This is a genomic window from Winogradskyella poriferorum (genome assembly GCF_036553625.1).
GTDB lineage: Bacteria > Bacteroidota > Bacteroidia > Flavobacteriales > Flavobacteriaceae > Winogradskyella > Winogradskyella poriferorum.
The window spans coordinates 197179-222516 of the sequence record NZ_JAZHOU010000002.1 but is presented as its reverse complement, the minus strand read 5'-3'; the positions used below and the strand labels follow the sequence as shown (position 1 = coordinate 222516).

The 25338-nt window shown below is 32.3% G+C and carries 30 protein-coding genes; 27 read left to right on the top strand and 3 right to left on the bottom strand.

The genetic code is table 11. The features are described 5' to 3' along the window. The first annotated feature begins 2 nt into the window (after nt 1-2). The 6 genes from V1468_RS07190 (at nt 3) to V1468_RS07165 (ending at nt 4451) form a co-directional block, all read left to right on the top strand. A complete protein-coding gene (locus V1468_RS07190; protein ID WP_331809560.1) occupies nt 3-188 on the top strand; it encodes a CcoQ/FixQ family Cbb3-type cytochrome c oxidase assembly chaperone in 186 nt (61 codons plus the stop codon). Beyond that, on the top strand, nt 185-1207 hold the full coding sequence (locus V1468_RS07185; RefSeq protein ID WP_331809559.1) for a cbb3-type cytochrome c oxidase N-terminal domain-containing protein: 1023 nt from the start codon (nt 185-187) through the stop codon (nt 1205-1207). The genes V1468_RS07190 and V1468_RS07185 overlap by 4 nt, the downstream gene beginning before the upstream one ends. A 20-nt stretch (nt 1208-1227) precedes the next feature. After that, nucleotides 1228-2652, top strand: a complete 1425-nt coding sequence (ccoG, locus tag V1468_RS07180) for a cytochrome c oxidase accessory protein CcoG (RefSeq protein ID WP_331809558.1) — start codon at nt 1228-1230, stop codon at nt 2650-2652. A gap of 7 nt (nt 2653-2659) precedes the next feature. Further along, nucleotides 2660-3106: a FixH family protein gene (locus V1468_RS07175; protein ID WP_331809557.1), complete on the top strand. Its 447-nt coding sequence runs from the start codon at nt 2660-2662 to the stop codon at nt 3104-3106. A 1-nt stretch (nt 3107) separates the two neighbouring features. Beyond that, a complete protein-coding gene (locus V1468_RS07170) occupies nt 3108-3809 on the top strand; it encodes a sulfite exporter TauE/SafE family protein (RefSeq protein ID WP_331809556.1) in 702 nt (233 codons plus the stop codon). Nucleotides 3810-3887: 78 nt separating this feature from the next. After that, nucleotides 3888-4451, top strand: coding sequence for a hypothetical protein (locus tag V1468_RS07165; protein ID WP_331809555.1), 564 nt, complete (start codon nt 3888-3890; stop codon nt 4449-4451). Between the two features lie 92 nt (nt 4452-4543). Here the strand turns inward: V1468_RS07165 and V1468_RS07160 are convergent, their stop codons facing one another. Continuing rightward, on the bottom strand, nt 4544-5377 hold the full coding sequence (locus V1468_RS07160) for a universal stress protein (RefSeq protein ID WP_331809554.1): 834 nt from the start codon (nt 5375-5377) through the stop codon (nt 4544-4546). 16 nt (nt 5378-5393) lie between these two features. Next, nucleotides 5394-6758 (bottom strand): oxygen-independent coproporphyrinogen III oxidase, encoded by a 1365-nt coding sequence (hemN, locus tag V1468_RS07155; protein ID WP_331809553.1) that lies wholly within the window; start codon nt 6756-6758, stop codon nt 5394-5396. Between the two features lie 260 nt (nt 6759-7018). Here hemN and V1468_RS07150 point away from each other — a divergent pair, with 260 nt between their 5' ends. From V1468_RS07150 to V1468_RS07050, 21 genes are all read left to right on the top strand, one after another. Then, nucleotides 7019-7600: a superoxide dismutase family protein gene (locus V1468_RS07150; protein WP_331809552.1), complete on the top strand. Its 582-nt coding sequence runs from the start codon at nt 7019-7021 to the stop codon at nt 7598-7600. Nucleotides 7601-7697: 97 nt separating this feature from the next. Continuing rightward, entirely contained in the window at nt 7698-8228 is a 531-nt protein-coding gene (locus tag V1468_RS07145; RefSeq protein ID WP_331809551.1) for an RNA polymerase sigma factor, read from the top strand. A 1-nt stretch (nt 8229) separates the two neighbouring features. After that, the gene (locus V1468_RS07140) at nt 8230-9021 is read left to right on the top strand and encodes an anti-sigma factor (protein WP_331809550.1); all 792 of its coding nucleotides are present in this window, start codon (nt 8230-8232) and stop codon (nt 9019-9021) included. A gap of 740 nt (nt 9022-9761) precedes the next feature. After that, complete coding sequence (locus tag V1468_RS07135) at nt 9762-10247, top strand: hypothetical protein (protein WP_331809549.1); 486 nt, start codon at nt 9762-9764, stop codon at nt 10245-10247. A 157-nt stretch (nt 10248-10404) separates the two neighbouring features. Next, entirely contained in the window at nt 10405-10797 is a 393-nt protein-coding gene (locus V1468_RS07130; RefSeq protein WP_331809548.1) for a pentapeptide repeat-containing protein, read from the top strand. Continuing rightward, nucleotides 10787-11176 (top strand): hypothetical protein, encoded by a 390-nt coding sequence (locus tag V1468_RS07125; RefSeq protein ID WP_331809547.1) that lies wholly within the window; start codon nt 10787-10789, stop codon nt 11174-11176. Before V1468_RS07130 ends, V1468_RS07125 begins: the two co-directional genes overlap by 11 nt. A 121-nt stretch (nt 11177-11297) precedes the next feature. Further along, nucleotides 11298-11879, top strand: coding sequence for a hypothetical protein (locus V1468_RS07120; protein WP_331809546.1), 582 nt, complete (start codon nt 11298-11300; stop codon nt 11877-11879). 189 nt (nt 11880-12068) lie between these two features. After that, nucleotides 12069-12749, top strand: coding sequence for a hypothetical protein (locus V1468_RS07115; protein ID WP_331809545.1), 681 nt, complete (start codon nt 12069-12071; stop codon nt 12747-12749). A 165-nt stretch (nt 12750-12914) separates the two neighbouring features. Beyond that, the gene (locus V1468_RS07110; RefSeq protein WP_331809544.1) at nt 12915-13802 is read left to right on the top strand and encodes a hypothetical protein; all 888 of its coding nucleotides are present in this window, start codon (nt 12915-12917) and stop codon (nt 13800-13802) included. A gap of 567 nt (nt 13803-14369) precedes the next feature. Continuing rightward, complete coding sequence (locus V1468_RS07105; protein ID WP_331809543.1) at nt 14370-15230, top strand: hypothetical protein; 861 nt, start codon at nt 14370-14372, stop codon at nt 15228-15230. 131 nt (nt 15231-15361) lie between these two features. Then, a complete protein-coding gene (locus V1468_RS07100) occupies nt 15362-15952 on the top strand; it encodes a Crp/Fnr family transcriptional regulator (RefSeq protein ID WP_331809542.1) in 591 nt (196 codons plus the stop codon). A gap of 74 nt (nt 15953-16026) precedes the next feature. Then, nucleotides 16027-17325, top strand: a complete 1299-nt coding sequence (locus V1468_RS07095) for a M20 metallopeptidase family protein (protein WP_331809541.1) — start codon at nt 16027-16029, stop codon at nt 17323-17325. Nucleotides 17326-17554: 229 nt separating this feature from the next. After that, on the top strand, nt 17555-18013 hold the full coding sequence (locus V1468_RS07090; RefSeq protein ID WP_331809540.1) for a RidA family protein: 459 nt from the start codon (nt 17555-17557) through the stop codon (nt 18011-18013). A gap of 47 nt (nt 18014-18060) precedes the next feature. Further along, nucleotides 18061-18792, top strand: a complete 732-nt coding sequence (locus tag V1468_RS07085; protein ID WP_331809539.1) for a sulfite exporter TauE/SafE family protein — start codon at nt 18061-18063, stop codon at nt 18790-18792. A 173-nt stretch (nt 18793-18965) separates the two neighbouring features. Continuing rightward, nucleotides 18966-19529 (top strand): hypothetical protein, encoded by a 564-nt coding sequence (locus V1468_RS07080; protein WP_331809538.1) that lies wholly within the window; start codon nt 18966-18968, stop codon nt 19527-19529. A 1-nt stretch (nt 19530) separates the two neighbouring features. Beyond that, entirely contained in the window at nt 19531-19911 is a 381-nt protein-coding gene (locus V1468_RS07075) for a hypothetical protein (protein ID WP_331809537.1), read from the top strand. A 93-nt stretch (nt 19912-20004) separates the two neighbouring features. Next, complete coding sequence (locus V1468_RS07070; RefSeq protein ID WP_331809536.1) at nt 20005-21087, top strand: hypothetical protein; 1083 nt, start codon at nt 20005-20007, stop codon at nt 21085-21087. Next, complete coding sequence (locus V1468_RS07065; RefSeq protein WP_331809535.1) at nt 21087-21548, top strand: hypothetical protein; 462 nt, start codon at nt 21087-21089, stop codon at nt 21546-21548. Before V1468_RS07070 ends, V1468_RS07065 begins: the two co-directional genes overlap by 1 nt. 62 nt (nt 21549-21610) lie before the next feature. Then, on the top strand, nt 21611-22504 hold the full coding sequence (locus tag V1468_RS07060; protein WP_331809534.1) for a tetratricopeptide repeat protein: 894 nt from the start codon (nt 21611-21613) through the stop codon (nt 22502-22504). Nucleotides 22505-22525: 21 nt separating this feature from the next. After that, nucleotides 22526-22984 carry an SRPBCC family protein gene (locus V1468_RS07055; RefSeq protein WP_331809532.1) on the top strand — a complete coding sequence of 153 codons (459 nt, stop codon included), beginning with the start codon at nt 22526-22528 and terminating at the stop codon, nt 22982-22984. Between the two features lie 24 nt (nt 22985-23008). After that, entirely contained in the window at nt 23009-23821 is an 813-nt protein-coding gene (locus tag V1468_RS07050) for an alpha/beta hydrolase (protein WP_331809531.1), read from the top strand. 19 nt (nt 23822-23840) lie between these two features. Here the strand turns inward: V1468_RS07050 and guaB are convergent, their stop codons facing one another. Next, a complete protein-coding gene (gene guaB, locus V1468_RS07045) occupies nt 23841-25310 on the bottom strand; it encodes an IMP dehydrogenase (protein ID WP_331809530.1) in 1470 nt (489 codons plus the stop codon). Nucleotides 25311-25338: the final 28 nt, after the last annotated feature.

Below are 25338 nucleotides of genomic sequence, written 5' to 3'. Positions count from 1 at the left end.
CAATGCTAAAGTTTGTAAAAAATCATATGGAAAGTATTACTGGGATAGAAATCTACCCTCTAATATCGCTCTTAATATTCTTTATCTTTTTTGTAGTACTATTTTATTGGGTGTTTACAGCTAAGAAAGAATACATCAAAAAAGTCAGCAACATACCTTTAGATAACCAAAACGATTTCACATTATGAGAAAACTAATCCCATCATACATTAGAGTACCTGTAATCTTTTTTGCTATTGCAGGTCTTATAGAATACTTTGTAGATTCTGGTGATCAACCAGCATTTATGGAACAGCCATTAATTTTATTGTTCCTTTTATTGGTGCTATTGGTATTAATAGCAATTGAAGGGATTGTTGGTTCTTTAGACAATATTCTTTATCAAAGTTTAGATGAAGAAGGTAAAGCAAGATACGACGCACAACGAAATGCACCATCTAAATTGACTTTATGGGTTCAGAAGACATACAAGAAGCTTTTAGACTCAAAACCTGTTGAAGCAGAAGGTGAAATCATTTTAGACCATAATTACGATGGCATAAAAGAATTAGATAATAATCTTCCGCCGTGGTGGTTATACGGATTCTATGCCACTATAATCTTTGGTGTAGTGTATATGGTACGCTACCATGTCTTTAATGCAGACGACCAATTTGCTGAGTATAAAATTGAAGTCGCTGAGGCCGACAAAGCTATTGAAGAATATAGAAAAACCGCAAAAGACTTAGTAGACGCTAGTACTGTAGAGATTTTAACCGATGCGGCAGACCTAAACGCAGGAAAAGCTATTTTCACAACCAACTGTGTTGCCTGTCATTTAGCTGATGGAGGTGGTAGTATTGGACCAAACCTAACAGATGAGTATTGGATTCTAGGTGGTGGAATAAAAAATGTTTTTAGAACCATTTCTGAAGGTGGAAGACCTGGAAAAGGAATGGCTGCATGGTCTAATGAAGGATTAAAACCATCTGAAATTGCCCAAGTTGCTAGTTATGTCCTACAATTTCAAGGTACAACTCCTGCCAAAGGAAAACCAGCTGAAGGAGATATTTGGGTAGACGAATCTGCAGCACAAAGCGCTGATGACACGCCTGAAACTTATCCTAATACCACCGAAGAACCAACTAACCAAGAAGACGCTAACCAAAAAGAAGAAACCGAAACAGAAGCAACATTAGAGAACCAAACCGTTGCTTCTATTGATTAATTCTTAAAGCACTTCTATTTATGGAAACGCCAGACAACGAAGTTTTTAGAGATTCAATAGGTACCATCAATGAAGAAGGTAAACGTAATTGGATCTTTCCTAAAAAACCTTCAGGCCCTTATTACGACAAGCGAAAATTAGTTAGCTATTTTCTTTTAGCTTTCTTATTTGCAGCACCATTTATTAAAATAAATGGAAATCAATTCTTAATGTTTAATGTCTTAGAACGACGATTTAACATCTTTGGTTTTCCATTTTGGCCTCAGGATTTTCATCTGTTTGTTATTTCCATGATTATAGGTGTAGTATTCATAACACTATTTACAGTAGGATTTGGTCGTATTTTTTGTGGCTGGATTTGTCCTCAGACCATTTTTATGGAAATGGTTTTTAGACGTATTGAATATTGGATAGATGGAGACAGAAATAAACAAATGCGTCTTAAAAAGCAAAAATGGGATGCTGAAAAAATAAAAAAGCGACTTTTAAAATGGTTTATATTTTTAGTGATTTCTTTTTTAATTGCTAATATATTTTTAGCCTATTTAATTGGTAGCGACAAACTTCTTAGATATATAAAAGAAGGACCTACTGAGCATTTAGGTACATTATTTCCTCTATTAATTTTTACAGGAGTCTTCTATTTTATTTTTGCTTGGTTTAGAGAACAAGTATGTATTATTGCTTGTCCTTACGGTAGATTGCAAGGTGTACTTTTAGATAACAAATCTATTGTAGTAGCTTACGACCATAAGCGTGGTGAAGGTGAAAGTGGCAGAAAGAAATTTAGAAAAAATGAAGATAGAGATGCTCTTGGTCATGGGGATTGTATAGATTGTTTTCAATGTGTGCATGTCTGCCCAACTGGCATAGACATTAGAAATGGCACACAATTAGAATGTGTAAACTGTACTGCTTGTATTGATGAGTGTGATACCATAATGGAGAAAATAGATAAGCCTAAAGGTTTAATCCGTTATGCTAGTGAAGACAATATAGAAAAGAAAGAGCCTTTTAAACTAACGGCTCGTATGAAAGGTTACATCGCTGTACTTATCATTTTAATTGGTGTATTATTAGGTATGTTAGCCTTGAGAAATGATGTTGAAGCAAGAGTGCTTAGATTACCTGGTCAACTCTATGAGCAAAAAGATAACAACATCATAAGCAATGTATTTACCTATAAGATAGTAAATAAAACTACTGAAACTATTAAAGATGTTAGCTTTAAACTTAGAGGTATAAATGGTGAAATAAAAATGGTCTCTACTAACGATACATTTGAAGTTAAAGAAAGTGGTTTAGCCGAGGGAACTTTATTTATAGAGTTAAATCAAGGTGACCTTTCTGGAGATAAAAACACATTAACCATAGATGTGTACAGTGGAGATAAATTAATAGAAACAACTTCGGTAACCTTCTTAGGCCCTAGAAGTTTTAATTAAGATAGTTATGAAAGTAAATTGGGGAACAGCAATAGTTATAGCCTTTGTAGGATTTATAGGCTTCATTATGTATTTTGTAGTTAACATGGCTACAAATGACAAATATGACCATGATTTGGTAGTTGAAGATTATTACCAACAAGAATTAAAATTTCAGTCGAATATTGATAAAGAGGAAAATTCTAAAAACCTTAAAACAGATATCACTTGGAAGAAAACCAAAGATGGTATTCTTGTAGAATTCCCTAATGAACTAGACATAAAACAAATTGAAGGTTCAGTGTTCCTATACAGACCATCTAACAAAACGTTAGATTTTGAAATTCCTATTTCATTGTCTAATCATAATTTGCTCATACCTGACAACAAATTGTTAGATGGTCGCTGGAACATTAGTATAGATTGGACTTATAATAATGAAGCTTACCTATACAAGAAAGAAATAAACTATTAGCATGTTATATTCGGCATTTATACTAGGTTTATTGGGTAGTTTGCACTGCGTTGGTATGTGTGGACCAATAGCCTTTATGTTGCCAGTAGATCGTTCTAATTCGTTTAAAAAAGTATCACAAATTGGTGTATATCATATTGGTAGACTATTAGCTTACAGTTTAATTGGTTTGGTCTTTGGTCTGCTAGGCAAAAGTCTTAATCTTTTTGGAGTACAACAACAACTTTCTATAGCCATTGGTGTCTTAATGATTGTTGTTGTTCTTATTCCTTACAAGACTTTTGCTAAATACAATTTATCCAAACCACTTAATAAGATTATTTCTAAAGTAAAGTCTAACCTTGGCCAGGCATTAAAGAAAAAAACACCAGACACATTTTTAACCATAGGTTTCCTTAATGGTTTTTTACCTTGTGGTTTGGTATATATGGCAGTGTTTGGCGCTATCGCAACCGGAAGTTTACTACAAGGAAGCTTCTATATGGTTTTGTTTGGTATTGGTACTATTCCTTTGATGACTTCAGCTATTTATTTAGGAAAGTTTTTAAATCAAACTATAAAACAACGCATTCAAAAAGCCATTCCAGTTTTTGTAGTTATAATTGGAGTTTTATTCATTCTTAGAGGCTTGGGTTTAGGTATACCTTACATCTCTCCTGCTCCTGTAGTTGAAATGGCAACTAGTGCTATAGATTGTCATTAAGATTAAAAAATTCAACTGTTCAATTTTCAACTAACTTTTTTGGTATTATTGCACTATCAATAAGCAATCAATTGTAATATGAAACCATTTCTTTTAGCCCTAGTCCTCACGTTTTCAATATTTAAAATAGCAGCACAAGATGCGAGCGTAGAGAAATCTACTTTTGGTATTCAGACTGGTTTCCTTGGTGTTTGGGCACATAATGAGTCTAAACTATCTAACTCTATTGCCCTTAGAAGCGAACTTGGCTTAGGTGCAGCCATCTTTGGCGGTAACTTTGTTGGTAAAAAAGGATTTATTATGGTACCAGCCATAACCTTAGAACCAAGATGGTATTACAACCTCAATAAAAGAGTTGATAAGAATAGACGTGTGGATGGTAATAGTGGAAACTTTCTTTCAATAAAAACAACCTACCATCCTGATATTGTTTTAGGATCGTTAAGGGATAATGTTGTTTTTATAAGTGATATATCCATTATACCAACTTGGGGCATTCGTCGTAATGTTGGTAAACATTTTACCTACGAAACAGGTATAGGCATAGGTTATGTTCACTATTTTGAAGATGAAAACATAAATTTAAAAGAAGAAAGTGATTTAGCCCTAAACTTACACCTAAGGCTAGGCTATCGCTTCTAATTCTAAATAAATCTAAAAATAAAAAACGCCAAAGCCCTCGTCTTTGGCGTTTTAACTTGATATTAATAACACTAACTAATAAACATCAAGAACTATATTTTAAAAGTCATAACTGGCAATGTAGAATGGTTAGCTATATCTTCAGAAATACTACCTTCAAAGAAGTGTGCTAAACCTTTTCTGCCATGAGTTGCTACTGCAATAAGATCTGCACCAATGGTATTGGCAAAACTTAAAATACCTTTTTCTATAGAATAGTCAGAAACGACATGTACATTTTCAAGGTTATCTAAATCACCATCAGCTTTTTTAAGGAATAAGGATATACGTTTATCTATTTCTGTTGAACTTCTAAAATTACCGTCTGGCGAGTTTACATAAACCAAGTGCATTGTAACTCCTATTTTTTCAAAAGTCTTTCTGGCATTGAGATATGGCACAATAGCTTCGTCTGTAAAATCACTTGCGAATACACCATTTTCAAAATCTAATAATATAGGGTTATGTTTTATTACCAATACCGGAATATCTGCATGACGCACCACTTTCTCTGTATTAGAACCTACAAGAACTTCCTTTACTCCACTTGCACCATGAGAACCCATTACAATAAGATTTGCATGATGCTCATTCGCCACATCGTTAACCTCACTCCACACCTTAAAATGCTTTACAATTGGCGTCACTTTTATTCCTTCTAAGAAAGGTCTGTCTAAAAAGGCATCAAATTTCTGTTCTGCTAATTTTAGATAGAAAACAGCTTCTTCATTAATAGAGTTTCCATTAGCTGTTAATATGGCATTGGACAATTCTAACATGTGTAATACTATGAGCTCTGAACCAAACTTTTGAGCTAGGTTAGCAGCGGCTTCTAAAGCATATTCTGAATGCTCCGAAAAATCTATAGGTACAATTATCTTTTTCATGGTGTTAGTGTTTTTTTTAAATTGTCATTGAAAATAATTGAGTATCTGTTTTTTTGCGTTGTAATAGCAAATCAAAAGCCATACAAATATTTCTTATAAAAGGTTTCCCTTTTTCAGTTACGGTCATCTGTTTTCTTTCAAATTCAATTAAACCGTCTTGTTCTAATTCTTGTAGTTTTATGAGGACATCTGGCAACTCATTAAAAGTCATTTCTGGTTGTAACCAAGATGTTTTAAAGTGACACATTAGATTAAGAATATGCTTTCTAATTTTAAGATCTTCTTCGCTTAAAATATGCCCTCTGTAAACTGGTATTATATTATTTTCTAATAAATTGTAGTATTCTTCAATAGACTTTACATTTTGTGCAAAACCATACCAGCTATCACTTATTGACGACACTCCCAAACCAATCATAGCCTGCGTTTTAGATGCTGTATAGCCCATAAAATTACGATGCATGGTTTCATTTTTCATGGCTTTATAAAGTCCATCTGTTGGTAAGGCAAAATGATCCATACCTATTTCGGTATAGCCTACTTTTTCTAAAAGTGATTTACCAGTTTCATACTGTCTACGCTTAGATTCAGCAGTTGGTAAATCCTCATCTTTAAAACCTCGTTGCCCATTTCCTTTTATCCAAGGCACATGTGCATAGCTGTAAAACGCTATACGATCTGGCATTAAGGTTTCTGTTTTTTGTATGGTTTCTATAACATCAGCTTCTGTTTGAAATGGCAACCCAAAGATAATATCGTGCCCAACAGATGTATACCCAATCTTTCTGGCCATTTCTGTAGCGCGTTTTACATTTTCAAAAGGTTGAATACGGTTTATGGCCTTCTGAACTTTCAAATTGTAATCCTGAACTCCAAAACTCACGCGTCTAAATCCTAAATCGTACAATGCTTGCAAATGCGCTTCGGTAGTATTATTTGGATGTCCTTCAAATGAGAATTCATAATCTTTAGCAAGGTCAGATACTCTAAGTAATTCTGTTATGAGAAAACTTAAATTTTCGGCTGAGAAAAATGTAGGTGTTCCGCCACCAAGGTGCAGTTCCTTTATTTTTGGTTTTTCGCCTAACAATTCTCGGTATAATTGCCACTCTTTTAGTACCGCTTTTATATAAGGCAACTCTACTTCATGCCTTTTAGTAATGCGCTTATGACAACCGCAAAACGTACAAAGGCTTTCGCAAAATGGCAGGTGCAAGTACAAACTTATGCCTTCTTCTGTATTAGATTCTTCAAAAGACTGCTTTAAAACTTGTTTCCATTGATGCAATGAAAATGTTTCTGCATTCCAATACGGAACCGTAGGATAACTGGTGTAACGTGGACCTGCCACATTGTATTTATTTACTAAATTCTGACACATACTTAATAAAGTCTAAAGTCAAAATTACTCGTAAGCGACTGTATAAAATATGATTTTTGTCATGTAACAATTTAATTAACAACTAAATGCTATTATACCAAGTATTTAGAGCAATTTTTTAACCTTCAGAAAAACTCTTAATTTAAAATAACATACTTACACAGACGCTTCATTTTCACTGTAAATTTTAAAGATTAATGTTACTCTATTTGCATTGGAAGTCTTATATTCTTAACTTTACTAAAAACTAACAAACAACTATGAAATATCTTAAACTTAGCATACTTACATTAGCTGTAGCTTTTGCAACATCTTGTAAAGACAATAAAAAAGAAACTGAAGAAACTGTTGAGACCGAAGTAGAAAAAACGGCTGAACCAGTAATTACAAAAACTGAAATGAAGATTAAATTAGACCCTAAAAGTGGTTCTAATGCTACAGGTAGTATAGTATTTGTTGAAGAAAATGGTGAAGTTACCATGACGGCTCACCTATCTGGTTTAAATGAAGGAGAGCATGCTATTCATATTCACGAATCTGCAGACTGTTCATCACCTGATGGTAAGTCTACAGGTGGACACTGGAATCCTACTGCACAACCTCATGGTAAATGGGGAGCAGAAACAGGATATCATAAAGGAGATATCGGTAACTTTAAAGTAGATGCAAATGGTAAAGGAGAAATTAAATTTACCACAGACGAATGGTGTCTAACTTGTGAGGATTCTACAAAAAATATTATTGGAAAAGCTATAATAGTTCACCAAGGCACAGACGACTTTACATCACAACCATCTGGTGCAGCTGGTAGTAGAGTAAGTTGTGGTGCTATTATAGAATAATTAATAAAACACTAAACACTAACCCAAAAAACAAATAGCTAGAGCTATTGCAGTACTAACCTTCCCCTTGTCTGCAAAAATTCTAAGCAAGTCGCGTATGACCGAATTAGATACATTAGTACAGCAATTTCAGTCTAAAAACCAGGTTGCATTCAAAAAACTATATGGTATGTATAGTAATAGTATACATGGTGTAGTTTACAACATTGTAAAAGACGATGCCATTGCAGACGAGATTATGCAAGATGTCTTTATAAAGGCATGGCATAAGGCAGACACCTATTCTTCAAAAAAAGGACGTTTTTTTACGTGGATTTTAAACATAGCGCGCAACGCAGCTATTGATATGACAAGGTCTAAGGCCTTTAAACAATCTAAACAAAACCTTAACTCCGATTTTTTCGTAGATATAATAGCAGGCAATGATAATTTAGATAATAGTACAGATGCTATCGGAATTAAAAAGTTTGTAACTAACCTCGGCCAAAAATGTAAAGAAGTTATAGAGTTGCTGTATTTTAAAGGATTTACACAAAAGGAAGCTTCCGAAGAATTAAAAATGCCCATTGGCACAATAAAAACAAGAAATAGAAACTGTATTCAACAATTAAGGGATATGGTATTGTAATATGGATATAAAAGCATACATAGAATCGGGTATTTTAGAGCTCTACGTAGCTGGTAAACTTTCTGAAACTGAAAATCAGGATGTTTATGAATTGATGCAACAACATCCTGAAATATTACAAGAGGTATTAGAAATAGAGTCGGCTATTGTAAAACTTACAGCAGCTGTATCTCCACATGCCATAGATTTTGAATCGTTTAAAGGAAAGTTAAACACTGACACTAAAGTAGTAGATCTAAAACCTAGAAAACCAAATTGGATTTCTTACACAGGCTGGGCAGCTTCTATATTATTGGCTGGTGGTTTACTATGGACACTTAACAACAAAAACAAGGTTGAGGAAGAGCTACAAACCGTCTCTACCGAAAAACAATATCTCGAAATACAAATTGAAGAAGCCAGAGGCGATCTTGCAGCTACCAAAAATCTGTTGGATGCTATTAGAGACAAAGATATTATAGCTGTACCTTTAGGTGGCCAAGGTGATTATGCGTCTACCTATGCCAAAGTATATTGGAACAAAGCCGACAATACCATCTACCTAGATGGAGAAGGTTTACCAAATGCACCAGAAGGTAAAGTATGGCAAGTATGGTCCTTAACTCTAAATCCATTAACACCAACGAGTTTAGGGACTATTGACGACTTTAACTCAGATGATAATAAAATATTTACCATTGCCAATGCCAACGAAAGCCAGGCCTTTGGTATAACTTTAGAGCCAGCTGGTGGTAGCGAAAGCCCAACAATGGAACAACTCTACACGCTTGGTGTGGTGGCTTCTACTCCATAAAAAAACGACACAAATACCATTATAAAAAACCACTAATTACTGTATTAGTGGTTTTTATTTTCTGTAAATTGTAGCGAAAAACATATAATGTGGATATAGTTAATATCTATATTCAGTTGTTACCTGCAATTTGAAGAAACCGATACACAAATCGAAATATAAGAATATTAAAACTACACTTTTGACTTCACTTTTTTGTGTCTTAATAGTCTTTTTTGCAATATATATAATTACAAATCTGAATAAAATTACAATCGGAACTTTAAGTATAGCAATCGGAATTTTAAGTTTTGTGCTCATTGGAAGAAAAATAATTGTACGACATATAATAAGAGAGGATTTTAATATAACAGTGGAATACCTTTTACGTCCGAATTATAAACAGTACTATACAAAAACTGATATAAAAAATGTTATATTTAAAACAATTGACTACGGACGATATGGCCTGTATGAAAAAGGTATAATATTATTTAAAAATCAAAAGAATTATCACAAAGATTATTTGACTTTTAAACTTGATGATGAGCCTAAATGGTTTTGGTCGAACTTTAAATATCCGAATAAAATAAATAAAAACAGCAGGTAACAACGGCTATAATTCATTGCTTCGGAATTTCATAACTGAAATTCCTCGCACTTTTGCTATCTTTGGTTCTATAGCGGAAAATCCTCGCGGATTTTCACGCAACAAACCATAGCCAAACCGTTAGCATACATTTAAGAAAACCGAACAACAAATGAAAACAGGAATAATAATTGGAGTTTTAGTATTAATCGGAATTATCTACTTCATATCTAAAAACAAAAACGGAAATAATCAGAATATACAAGTTGCTAAACAAATTCAACTTAACGAATTGGAATCTGTAATGACTCAATTGCTGAACGGACAATTGGAGTACGATTTTTTCGGAATAACATCTGACGGAATTGACTGCATATATTTCGCTGATAATAAAGGTAAGATAAACATTGAATTTGAGGTTATGACAAATGACCAAAAACCTTATATTGAAAAAATTACAAGTTTTGCGAATAAGAATAACTATAATTTAATCAAAACGACTTACGGAAATAAACCTCATTACTCTGATTTAAAAGAAGCACCTGTTTATAAACTCGAATTAAATGTGGATAAATACAAAGCGACTGAAATTGGAAAAGAAATAATGACCACAATATTCAACAAAAACGGAACGACAAAATTTGACGTAGTTCCATAAGAAATAAAAACGTATGCTAACAATGGCTATAAGTAATTGCTTGTTCTCGCCTACTTCTGAAAATCCTCGCGGATTTTCAGTTTGGTGCGTACTTGCAAAGTTAACCGCTAACCCACGCAACTACTCATAGCCGAGACCGTTGTAGCACATTAGAGAAATGACTAATGAAATTCCAAAATACATAGGAGACCTTTTAGAAAGGTATGAAAAGGGAGAACGTGAATTTCCGAATTGTGATTTTGAGGTACACGAAAATCTTCAACATTTGACTCTGGACGATTCAAATCTTCAAGGCTCTATGTTCTTTAGTGCTGATTTTACAGGAACTAGTTTTCGGAATTGTAATTTAAAAAATTGCGGATTCAAATGCTGTAAATTTGAACGTGTTGACTTTACAAATGCTGATTTAAGTGGGAGTTTATTGAGTGGAGCTGAATTTATTAATTGTAAATTTTCTAACGCTAAATTTGATGGTGCAGATTGGTATGGATATACAATTACAACGGAAGAGTTTGTTAGTCTAATATTAAACGAAGACAATGAATCCTAAAACGACTGACTTTATGTTTGGATGCAAAAACCTTTATTTTTCAGGAATTCATCCATTTGATTTTGACAAATCGAACTCTAATGAATACAAAGGAATAATTGAACTTGGTAAAGAAATAATAAGTGAAATCGGACTTCAAAATTTTGCTGAATTTATAATGGAATCTCAATATCGTGTTGGAATTTGGTCATCGTTCATAACATTGGAATTTGGAAAACCTGACCGAAATGAAATTTTGAAAATTAATGGAACTGAAACAATAGTATCGGCTTGTTTAGAAAAAATTGAACAGAATGAAATTAATGAATTGCCGAGGGATATTATAGAAAACAAAAATAACTGGATAAATAAAATAAAAACGTGCTACAACAACGTATAAAATTAATTGCTTGGTACGAGCCTACTTACGAAAATCCTCGCGGATTTTCTATTCGGTTTGTGTTTGCTAAATTCGTTGCTAAACCACGCAACTAATCTTATACAAAACCGTTGCCAACAATATGAGAAAACACAGAAATAAAAACAAAAGAAGTCGATTTTCGATTTTATTTCCAATCCTGACAATACTCGGAATTGGAATTATTGCTGTGTTAACTTCTGGTTACGAAAAAAGCTGGACGTTTAATTGGAACGGAATTGAAAAAAATATCCAAGATTCAATTAGTGTTTATAAATATCAATCTATTTCGAGCGGAATTGGTGGAAATGAAAGAGCAATGCCTGAAGAAATTGAAAGCCGAAAATGGATTATGCAAAACGCAACTGAATCTGAACTTCTAAAACTAACGGAATTTCCAAACGGAAATATAAAAGCAATTGCTTACGAGGGATTATTAAGAAAAAAGAATTTCAAAAACAAAACTGAATTGATTTCAAATGCGATTAAAGACACGGTTTATTCTGTTTACTATCAATCTGGTTGTTTAGGAGATAAATTAGAAATTGGAGAATATTTAGTTCAAAATGTTTTAATGATTGACGACCGAATTCCACCTTTTAGACCTGAATTAATTGTTGATTTTGGCCTCTCTAAAATGGAAAAGCAAAAAATCCTAAATGAATTTCATAATCGGAAAAAATAAAATACTGTTGGCAACAATGTATAACCGCAATTACGGCGGATTCGACTACCCTTCGACTGCGCTCAGGGCAGGCTTAAACGAATCAACTCGGAATTGCTAACGTCAGTACTAAACCGAAAAATTTGCGCACTTTAACCCGTAAACTGACGGTTATACGAGTCCGTTGACAAACATTAAAAACAAACGTCATTGCTGAAAAATTTAAGTTTTCTAATAATTATACTTTCCTGTTTTAACAGTTGTATTGAACATGTTAAAACTCATGGTGGTCTAAATAAGGAACAACAAAGAGCATTTGATAAAATCTCTGAATTCGAAAATCACATTTCTGAATTACACACTAAAAGTGAATCACAACCAGATAAAGTCCTTAAAGAGACACAATCTTTAATAAATCAAACTTTGAACTCAAGTGATTCGCTTAATATTGCGAGGAACAAACTAGATTATTTATTCTCGTTACGAGCTGAAATCTTTTATAAAACGGAACAATATCAAAATTCTATTGACGAAATTATTGCTAATTCTGAAATTCATTTAAAATCATCACTAATAAGCTCTCACGATAATTTGGTTTTAGCTTGTAATTATATGAAACTAAAGAAATATAAAATTGCTTTTGAACAAATAGAAAAAGCAGGAAAAGGTTATTATATAACTGATTATATTTTAGGGAATTTTTACGAGAATACTGAAGAAATAGGGAAAGCAAAAGAAATTTATTTGAAAATTATAAGAGAAGAAAGAAGTCATTACAAATTTTATGAACTTGCTCAAAATAGGTTGACTGAATTAGAAAAGGAATCACCAAAACTATTAACAGAATTATACTTTCCGACTTATAATCCAAAGTTTAAAATAACAAAATAACGTTGCGCAACAATAGCTATAGTTCATTACGGTTGAAATTCCTAATCGGAATTTCAAGCCTTTTTACTAAATTTATGGTTACGGCGGAATGATACTCGCGTACCATTCCGTAACGAAACCATAGCCAAAACCGTTGTACATAATTTTGACCAAACCCAGAACTTAATGAATAAACCTCTGATTTTTTTATTGCTTTTATTTCTATTCTTTTCGTGTAAGGAAAATTCTTTTGATTACAAAACACTTCAATATGAGGGAACTGACAGCTTGAATACTAAAGTAGTGAAAGAAGTAAATTTTAATGGAAAAGGTTTAATTATTTCAGAGAAAAAAAGAGGTTTTAAAACGGATTATGCGAATAGTTCGTCCGACATAAACGTAACTAAAATATACAAGGATTCTTTACTAATTAAAATTTTAAGGTATTATCCGAATTTGCCAAACGGAATTTGCTGTGACAGTTCAAGAACCGAATATAAGTACAATAGCAAAAAACTTCTTGACACAAAGCTATATTTCGACTATAAACGAATTTTAAAGAAAGGAACTGAATTAAAAGATAACATTACATCTGATGACTATGAAAAAGAGCGTAAATGGGAATTAAGTTCAAAGACTTTTTATGAATATGATAGTTTTGGCAGATTAATTAAGGAGACAACACCTGAATCCTTTTACGTTGCTCAAAAGAATTTCGAATATAACGAAGATGGTAAGGTTATTAAGGAATCCTATTTCAAAGACGAAAGACTATTTTGGGTAGAAAAATATAAGTATTATAAAAATGGGTATCAATATATATCAACCTGGTACGATTATGAGGGAAATCCAAGACACCTAAACGTAAAAGCTGGTGAATATAGACCTCAATATATTTACAATTACAAACTGAATGAACAAGGTCAAGAAATAGAAGAATTTGTCACTACCGAAAAAGATGAATTCATTCACAAAAAAACTACTGAATATGATTCAAATAATAGAATTTTAAAAACAGTTATGTATTCAGAAATGAATAAACCTGACATAACACATTTATATGTTTATGAATAAAAAACTACGTACAACAACTTGTATAGCTCATTGCGACAAGAATAGAAAACAGATGCGGGCAATAGACCTTACAAATATTATTTGACTGAAACGGAACTTGTTTTTTAATTGTTTAAGCAGGTTTGGACGTAAAACTTAAAACAAAGGATGATATCAAGTCTTTATAGGAGAAATTTTAAAATTATTAGACTCTACATAGTTGGAATATTGTGTATTGGATTGTTCTTTTATTTAGAGAAATCCGACCTAATACCAAACCTTGTAGAAAAAATGGATAAGTTAAGACATAAAGGGTTTCCAACTTTCTTTCTGACAGGATTACTTAAATATGGATTACTAATAGTTGGAGTCAGTATCATTATGATTTTATCTTTTCTATTAATTAGAGAACGAACAAAATGAATTGAACAAAAAAAAGTGCTAAAACAATGTTTATAACTCATGGCAACTAAATCCCAAATCAGAATTCATTGCAATTTGCTATCTTTCGGTTAAAGAGGATAATCAAAGCTAATTTTCTGCAACATATCATAGCCAGAACCACTTGTAAATATTTCAACTTATTTAATGGCAATACAAGATAAAATCACTCAAATTTGGGTAAAAACTACAGGAAAAAAAATAAATCCAAACGATTATGAGTGGTTAATTGGACCAATCGGAAATACCGATATTATTAAAGATAAATTTATATTTCAATTAGCTAAAAAGGAAAATTTAGAAATTCAAAAAAACTTACCAAATTCTGGACTTCTCGAAAAAATAGAGCACCTAGGAATTTCTGACCAAGACAAATACCGTTTAAACGATAAGGTTGCTGACTTCTACGAAAATACATCTAATTACAATTTTGAAGTTTGGTCGGAATGGAAAGGTATCTTTAAACTTTTTGGAAAACTTCTTTCCCTGATTTTTAGTAAACGACTTCAACAATTAAACTTACCTCTAAATTCAATCGACACGGCAAAAGGACTACAGAGTGACATAATTAAACTAAAGGATAAACAGACAAAGAAAACCAAATGGACAATTTGGTACAGAATAATAAAAAGTACGAACGATGTTATTTATTCAGGCATTTACACAACTTGTAAAAATCCTAATTACGAAAAACCACTTCTAAAAGTTGTATTTCCATTGCCAAACGGCAATGCATCTGTGATTATGACTAAGAAAGTTGAAAAAGATGGCGCACTTCTTCTCTGCTCTGATGGGAAAAAATTTGGAGATAATGGGTTTTACTTTACATTAACAAATGAAAAAGGAGAATATTGGGCGAGATTTGTAAAATCAATGCACGAATGGATACGAGTCTATGAAGATGAAGAAAATGTATTAAGGGCTGATCATAATCTGAATTTTTACGGCATGAGGTTCTTGAATTTACATTATAAAATGACAAAAAAATTAGTTAACAAGAATCTATAATTATACCAAAAACCACTACCCTTTAATTATGCTTAGCAAATTCTTAATCAAAGATATGGAGTATTTAGTTTTGGTTGATTAAAACAGAATTATATATTAATTTCAGCAGCAAGCTAAAACAACCTTCTATTTTGAAAGAAAAATTCAAAGCACATATTGATTATTATCTCAAACTATTTACACATTTAAGCTCGGAGGAGTTAGAAATTTTACGTTCGCAATTAATTATAAAAGAACTTGGTAAAAAGGAATTCTTTTTTGAAAGTGGTGAAATTCAAAGACATATGGGTTATGTGTGCAAAGGATTATTGAGAAGATATTATATTAATGAAAAGGGAAATAAAATAACAACTGGCTTTGCTAAAAAATTTGAATATGCAACAGATTATCCTGCTTTTATAAGACAAAAACCAACCAAATATAACATGGAGTGTCTTGAACCCTCAGTAATTATACTGTTATCCTACGAGGATATACAGAAAGGGTACAAAAAATTTAAAAACAATGAAATGTATGGAAGGCTAATTGCCGAGCATGTATTAACAGTTCAAACTGATAGAGTAGAAAGCTTTTTGTTTGAAAATGCCGAACAGCGATATTTAAACTTCATAGATAAGAATCCTGATATTATTAATAGAATAAGCCTAACTCATTTAGCATCATATTTGGGCATTGAAAGACAGTCATTAAGTAGAATACGAAAAAAAATTGTTGAAAAATAAAATTGTCACAAATGTGTCAGGTTCACTTCATTATTGATTTGCAATTTTACAGTATAATTTAAAATCTTGTGAAAATGACATCAATTAAAAAAATCATTAAAATAATTATAACGCTACAATTTGCTTGTTTACCATGCTTATTGTTTGGGCAAAATACAACAGTAAACAGCAACATTCATAAAATGGTACAAGCACAAACTGAACTTATTTTTGACAGTTTGGTAACTATCAGAAGAGATTTTCATAAGTATCCTGAATTAGCTGAGCAAGAAAAAAGAACGTCAAATAAAATAGCAACATACCTTAAATCCTTAGGCTTAGAAGTACATACTGGTGTTGGTGGTTATGGTGTTGTGGGAATATTAAGAACTAACAAAGAAGGCAAAAAAGTAGCGTGGAGAGCTGATATTGATGCTCTCGCTTCTGACCATCATGATGCTGTTGATTTTTCTTCAAAAAATGAAGGTGTAAGACATATTTGTGGACACGATATACATGCAACTATTGGACTAGGAATAGCAAACGTCTTAACAAGTTTAAAAGAAAATCTTACTGGGACGGTTTATTTTATCTTTCAGCCTGCAGAAGAAAATTGGAAAGGAGCTAAAGCCATGCTTAATGATGGTTTGCTCAATATTATAAATCCGGATGAAATCTATGCTTTACATGTTGCACCTATGCCAGAAGGGGTAATAAGCACTAAGGCAAGAAATCCTTATGCAGACTATAAAGGAATTGAACTTACTTTAAAAAACACTGAGAATAACACAGAGCTTATTAACTATACAAAAGAGCTGCTCTTAAATCTTCAGAATGTCGCTTCTGATAGTAAATTCTGGGATAATAGAAACCTATTAGATCCTAATATTGGACTAGGAAATCCCAACACTATTTTTAAAGACTATATCACTGTTAACTCCAATATTACAGTTAAAGAAAACGAAGACGAGATTACAGTGAGAGCCTATCTGAGTGCAGAAAAAGAAACTCAGCTAGACACCCTTTTAAACGAAATAAAACAGAAGTTTAAAGCCTCTGAATACGCAGATCAATTTTTGGGTGGAGCTTTTTATTATGAAACTTCATTAGTGCTTAATGATGCTCAACTGACCTCATCAACAATGGCTTCAATTGCTGAAATTTATGGAAACAATCATGTTCTTCCGCTTTACGGAGCTATACCAGATGGACGTGGAGATGATTTTTCATTATTTCAACGTGAAATTCCAGGAGTCTATTTTTTAATGGGAGCATCAAATTTTGAAAAGGGTATAGTTTCCATGCCACATTCACCAAATTTTGCTGTTGATGAAGATAGTATAGCCTCTGGAGTAAACTTTTTTTCATCAATGATCATAGAAAGACTTAAGTAATATTTCCATCAGAAAATACTAGAAATCAATCAATAACAGTGTTTTTTTTCATTAAATTAGATGTGTGGTCAGACCACTAATTTAATAAGTACAAACGTTCTTCTGCATACTAATAATAATCACGATATAGCCGAAAACCAAAGATAGTAGGCATAAAACAATCAGACTTATGAAAAAAACAATTCATCAACTTACGTTGCTCACTACTACATTTTTGCTAACTTTTATTATGCAGAGCTGTGAACAAAATCAACAGAAAGAAATCAAAGAAATTGAAAAAGAAGTAGTAATTGAATCCGAGAAACCTGAATATTTCTTATTACGACCAGATGTGGAAAAGGCTTATGGTTATTCTCACGCGGTAAAAATCGGAAATAGTATTAAAATCTCTGGTGCCGTAAGTATGGATGCCGAAGGAAACCCAACTGCCATTGGAGATATAGAACAGCAGATGAAAAACTGTTATGCAGATTTAGAAAAAATATTAACACATTTTGGCTGCACCTTTAACGATGTGGTTAAAGAAGATATTTTTACAACTGACATGGCACAAATGCTGGAGAAATCCTCCTATAGAGCTGAGATTTATAAAAACGGTTTTCCCACAGGCTCATGGCTCGAAGTAAAGGGACTAGCTCTACCTGAATTTATGGTTGAAATTGAACTCGAAGTTCATAAATCTGAATAAAACCATTTAAACACTTAATGGCAACAACATCAAAACTTTAAAGTTACATGAGAGATTATAATTTTGTGTTTTTACTTTTAGCTTTGGTTGCCGAAATTGTTGGTACTGTTGGTGGTTTTGGATCTTCAGTATTCTTCGTTCCTTTAGGTAATTTTTATTTTGACTTTTACTCTGTTCTTGGATTAACAGCTATTTTTCATCTATCTAGTAATTTGAGTAAGATTTTTTTATTTAAAAAAGGGCTAGACAAAAGATTGCTATTATATATCGGAGTTCCTTCAATTCTCTTTGTTGTTATAGGTGGTTTAGCATCTAAACTAATTAACACATTATTTTTAGAAATCTTCTTAGGAATCTTTCTGGTTGTTCTTAGTTTAATATTCCTAATTAAAAAGAATCTTACTTTTAATCCTACAAATAAAAATGCAATATTGGGTGGATCTATGTCTGGTCTATCTGCCGGTTTATTGGGGACAGGAGGTGCAATTCGCGGTCTAACCATGGCTGCTTTTAATTTAGAAAAAAGTGTGTTTATAGCAACATCTGCCTTTATTGACTTCTTAATAGATTTTTCTAGAACCTTTGTCTATTATAACAATGGCTATATACATAAACACGACCTTAAATATGTTCCTTTTTTACTTATAATTGGGCTATTAGGTTCTTTTATTGGAAAGAAAATATTGGCTTACATACCTCAATCTGCATTTATTAAACTAGCATTATATTTAATCCTTTTAATTGGTATTGCGACACTTTCTAAGCTATTTTTAGTTTAAAGACAATAATCTTTTAGCTTTTCATCATAAGCTAAATAACACAAAAATTATTAGCTGCGATTTACTGTTTTTATTCAGACGGATAGGAAAGTCTAAACGTAGTTTTTATCTTTCGTACCTGTGGAATTCTCACCACAAGCCATATATAACTATAAATGTGAATATTTAAAAATATGAAAAGACTTAGTATTGTAGCAATTTCATTAATTCTACTTGTTAACTTCAGCTGCAAATCGTCCAAAATTAAAGATCCCAATAAAGTTAATAACAAGGTTTTGCTAACTATAAAGGACTATATAATTGAAAATAAATATGATTCTAATATTGATCTAGTATTAGAGATTACTAATAACAGCTCAGAGCCTATCTACATATTAAAAGCCAGTGAAGATAATTTTGCTCTACCTAGTTTATATGACGTCTCAATAAATCCAAAAATAGAAAGTTGTGAAATTTGGGAAGTTGATGTAAAGCCTATTTCATTTTTTCTGGAAATTAAACCTAACACAAAAGATACATTTATCTATGAAGGTGCATCTTTTGGTGTCTGTGAAGACATAAAAGGTAAAACATTTGAGCTTAGTGTAGTATATGAATTTGACAGCTCTAACACTGATTTAATGAATGAAATAAAAGAATACTACAAAGATGAACCTCAATTATTTGAGCAAATAAAAAAATTGTCAAATTTGAAGTTGACCTCAAACCTAAAAAAAGTTAAGGTGCCAAAAGACTAACATGAAGCTATTAACTAAAAAGAAAGTAACTTATGTTTTAAATTTGGTTCTATTACTAATTTTGGTTGTTCCCTACTCTTATTATTTAAGTCATTATAAAGAAACTGAAGAGTTAGATTGGATACCCAACTTTGTCTTTCAGCAAACAGATTTAATTTGTTGCTATTTATTGATTGCAATTTTAATAATTGGTTTTCAAACAAGTAAAACCTACGTATTAAGAAAAAGATTTTTAACTGCCAGTCTAATTGTTTCATTTGTTTACTTCATTGGTGGGTCGTTTTCATTATATCTTCCAGTTCAAGATTTTTCACCAGGCATTGGTAATGTATTAGCATTAACACTATTCCCTTTAATTATAATTGTTTTTAGGCTTGAGTAATATCAAAAAACAATAAAATCATAATTTAATGCAATACCAATGGCTTAAATGCCTCAACTTTAAGTAATTTTAAGCAATTAATCCCAATTCAATATGAGATACATCTCCTTATTTATCTGTTTAGTTATAACAGGGTCTATTTTTTCTCAAGAAGACAAAGTATCATATTTTAAAACAGATAAAACATTTGTTTATGCAGATAATGAACCAGACTCTTTTTATGCTATTGAAATACCTGGAGATAGTATAAATCTTAGTGAAATTCAAGGAGCTTTTAAAGTTGATGACTACATCATTCAATTTATAAAAAACCCATATTCTACAGAAGAGTACACTAATAAAATGGACTCTACAAAAGAGATTGAACTGTTAAAAAGTAAGATGAAATGGGAACTAGATTACATACAAGATGAAGTACTAAAACAGAAAGTAAAAAGCAACTATAACGTTTTTAAAAACAAATTAGGAAAACGGTTTTTGTTATGGGAATATAAGTTACCAGAAATGGATTATTCTGACATTGATGTACAAACAATTAAGAATTATTTTCTAACTTTTATAGCCAACAGATATGTAGCTTGCATATCAATTCCTGCATTTGAGGACAATGATGATATCTCTAATTTTCTGCATAAAATAAGTGAGAATATCAGAGTGTATGGTAGCGAAATTAACTTAGATGCGCTGTACTATCAAGTGGATGCTAAAGATGATGAAAGAGAGATTGTTTACACGGACTCTTTAAGCCATTATGAAATTGAAATACCTAAATGGTTTAATGTTATCAATACCAATTCTAATATTGTCTTTGGAGGCACATTTCCAGATATTGATAATATAAAAAATGCAATCATAATAAGCCCTTATAAAAAAGAAACTTTTGACAGCTCTTTTTCTAAATTTAATAATGAAAATGTATTAAAACTAAAAATCGGAGACAAGTTAGGAGGAGGTACGGTTCTGTTAACCAAAGAAATAGAAACTCCAAAGTCCGTTAACGGTGTGGCATACAACATACAGGTAGCGCGAGGAAGTTCTATTTACGAAAACATCTGTTATACTTTAGATACAGGAAGTCATTATCTATTGGTCTTCTTTACCTCTACCCCTAAAACAATTAAAAGAAATATGAATTTATTGAATGATCTTGTATCCAGAATTAAAATCTTAAATTAATGAAACCAAATATCAAATTATATTCTGTGATATTATTATTCTCTTTTTTTGGTCTTTTTGGACAAAATAAAAATGATAAAAGCCTAAAAACACATGAATTAAAAAGTGGACAAATATGGAAGTATAACACTCGAAAGGGTGAAGAAAAATCTAGAGTTGTAATTCTTAAAGTTGAAGATTATGGAAGAAAAGGACAAGTAGTTCACATTGCTGTTAACCAATTAAAGATTAAGAACCAACAGATTGAAGGTGGATACTCTAAAGACATAGAACACCTACCTTTTAATAAAGAATCACTTTTAAAGAGCCTAACAAAATTAGAAGGCACAATAGATAAATTGCCTGAGTACATGGATGGTTATCTACAATGGAAAGAAGCATTTGATAATGGTGAAGGTGGAGTGTTTACAATTGAAGTTAAAGACGTTGTAGATTTTATTGAAAAATCTATGAATGGTTAAAACCACAAAAAATAAAGATTAAACTTAATATTTATAATCAGATAAAATCTTTTCTACAGCAAATGAAAAATACACTAGTAATTCTAATCGTATTTCTGATCTCCCAAATTGGGTTCGGTCAAGATTTTCAGTTAGAATTTCAGAAATATTGCCAAACCAACGATACCATAAATCAACTAAAAACTTTAAAAGAATGGCAATCTAAAACACCTAAAGATCCTGAACTTTTTACAAGTTATTTTAATTATCATTTTATGAAATCTCGACAAGAAATTGTCACTTTAACTAAAGATCAACCTAATGGAGATAGTTTTGTATTAAAAGATAGTTTAAATCAAAATGCAGGATATTTAGGAAGTCAAATTCAATTTAACCAAACAGAATTAAAAAAGGGACTCGATAAAATTGATGAAGGAATTAAACTTTATCCTAACCGCCTAGATATGAGATTTGGTAAAATCTTTGTATTGGGCCAAATTGAAGATTGGTCTTATTTTACTTCAGAAATACTTAAAACAATTGAATTTTCTGCTAAAAACAATAATAACTGGACCTGGACCAACAATGAAAAATATGATAGTGGTGAAAAAGAGTTCCTTTTAGGTATCCAAAGTTATCAATTACAATTATACAATACAGGAAATGATGACTTACTAAAAAACATGCGAGAGATTGCTAACAAAGTCTTAGAACACTACCCTAACCATATTGAGAGTTTATCAAATCTTTCTATTACATATTTACTCACAGAAGAGTATGACAAAGGAATAGAACCACTTTTAAAAGCTGAAAAAATCAACCCTAAAGATTATATCGTTCTCGGAAATATTGCTCTGGGTTATAAATTAAAAGGAGACAAAGAAAAAGCGATTGAATACTACGAAAAAACTGTTGAATATGGCGATGAAAGCGCAAAAGAATATGCTAAACAACAACTAAAAGAGTTAAAAGAATAATATCGTAAACACTATAATATTATGAAAAAGCTACAATATAAAATAGATATTAAAGCATCTGCTGAAAAAGTTTATAATACGATGCTAGGACTAGACAATATAAAGACCTACGAAAAATGGACAGCAACTTTTAACCCAACCTCAACTTACGAAGGCAATTGGGACAGAGGATCTAAAATCTATTTTGTTGGTACTGATGAAAATGGTAAACGTGGAGGAATGGTATCTGAAATAGCAAACAATATTCCTTCAAAATTTGTTTCAATTCGTCATTACGGAATCTTAGATGGTGATAATGAAATAACCGATGGTCCTGATGTAGAGAAATGGGCTGGTGGACTTGAAAACTATACCTTCGACGAACATAATGGTATAACAACTGTAACTGTTGAAACCGAAGCTGATGATGAATATTTAGGTTATTTTGATACAACCTGGCCGAAAGCCTTAGATAAACTGAAAGAAATCTCTGAAAAATAAATCATTAAAAGATTAATCTGCCTAATGAAAAAAACACTTTCAATCTTAGCAATATTCATTCTAGTAATAGCTTGCAAAAATAAAGGTACCACATACAACGATTCAATCCCAGAACATGACAGCTTAACAATAACATCTAAATATGTTAATGAAGATCGTGTTATTAACATATGGACTCCGCCCAACTATAAAACGTCTACTGAAAGTTTTCCTGTACTCTATATGCCTGATGGAGGTATAAAAGAAGACTTTCCGCATATAGCTAATACATTGGCTAAATTGCTGGAAGAAAATAAAATCCCTCCCTTTATTTTAGTCGGAATAGAAAATACCGAAAGAGGAAGAGATCTAACAGGTTCTTCTGAAGCAGAGGATGATAAACAATATTGCCCAATCACAGATGGAGCAAAAGATTTTAGAGCGTTTATTGCTGAAGAATTAATGTCTGAAATCAATAAAAGATACAGAACACAACCTAAAAAAGGAATTATAGGAGAATCTTTAGCTGGTCTGTTTGTTATGGAAACCTTTTTTACAGCACCAGAAACTTTCGATTTTTACATTGCCATTGACCCTTCACTTTGGTGGAACAACAATTACCTAGCTAGTAATGCAGATATTTTGCTAACCAAACTTCCTGAGAAAGATTTAAAACTATGGTTTGCAGGCTCTAGTGTACCGGATATCTCTCAATATACCAAGCAAGTCAATGAAGCGTTACAGAACAATGCACCATCAAATTTAACTTGGAATTACTCAGATGAGCCTAACGAGCAGCACGGCACAATCTTTAGAGCCATCAAAGAAAAAGCGCTTATTTGGACCTTAAATGACTAAAAGAAAATCTTAAAATATTCTATCTCGAATAGTTAGGTGCTTCCTTAGTGATGGTTACATCATGTGGATGACTCTCGTGAATACCACTTGATGTAATTTTTACAAACCTTCCAGACTCTTTTAATGTTGCGATATCTTTTGCACCACAGTAACCCATTCCGGCTCTTAGTCCACCAACAAACTGATGAATACTTTCAAACAATTCACCTTTATATGGTACACGCCCCACAATCCCTTCAGGTACTAATTTTTTAATATCGTCTTCAACATCTTGGAAATAACGGTCTTTACTTCCTTGTTTCATAGCTTCAACAGAACCCATTCCGCGATACGATTTAAACTTACGACCTTCGTAAATAATTGTTTCTCCCGGACTCTCTTTAGTTCCTGCTAAAAGGGAACCTAACATTACAGTATCAGCACCTGCAGCAATAGCTTTTGGTATATCACCTGTATAACGAATTCCACCATCAGCAATAACAGGAACACCAGAACCTTTAATAGCTGCGGCAACTTCTAATACTGCTGAAAACTGTGGAAAACCAACACCTGCAACAACACGTGTTGTACAAATAGAACCTGGACCAATACCAACTTTTACAGCGTCTGCACCAGCTTCAACTAAATATTTAGCTGCCTCACCTGTTGCAATGTTTCCAACGATAACCTCAAGTTTTGGGAATTTAGATTTTATTTCCTTTAAAACAGACACCACACCTTTTGTGTGTCCGTGAGCAGTATCTATAACAACAGCATCAACACCTGCATTTACTAACGCTTCTGCTCTATCAACAGCATCTCCTGTTACTCCAATTGCTGCTGCAACTCTTAACCTTCCGTAAGAATCCTTATTAGCTATTGGCTTTTGGGTTACTTTAGTAATGTCTCTAAAGGTGATTAAACCTGCAAGTTTATCACCTTCAACAATCAATAATTTTTCAATTTTATTTTCTTGTAAAATCGCTTCGGCATCTTTTAACGATGTACCAACAGGAGCTGTAACAAGATTCTCACCTGTCATTACCTCAACAATTGGTCTATTATTTTGATGCTCAAAACGTAAATCACGATTGGTAACAATACCTTTTAAGTTTCCTTTGTCATCAACAATAGGAATACCTCCAATGCTATGCTCTTTCATGGCATTTTTAGCATCTGCAACAACAGCATCCATTGGCAACGTTACTGGATCTATAATCATACCACTCTCAGCACGTTTTACACGACGCACTTTGGTTGCTTGCTGCTCTATAGTCATGTTTTTGTGCAACACACCAATACCACCTTCACGAGCCATAGCAATAGCCATTCTACTTTCTGTAACCGTATCCATAGCTGCGGAAATTACAGGTATATTAATGGTAATGTTTCTCGTAAATTTTGTTTGAATATTTACTTCGCGAGGAAGTACTTCAGAAAATGCTGGAACTAAAAGTACGTCATCATAGGTAAGACCTTCACCTAAGATTTTGTTTTCGTGTGCTGTCATAGTGCAATTAAGATGTAATTGCACGCAA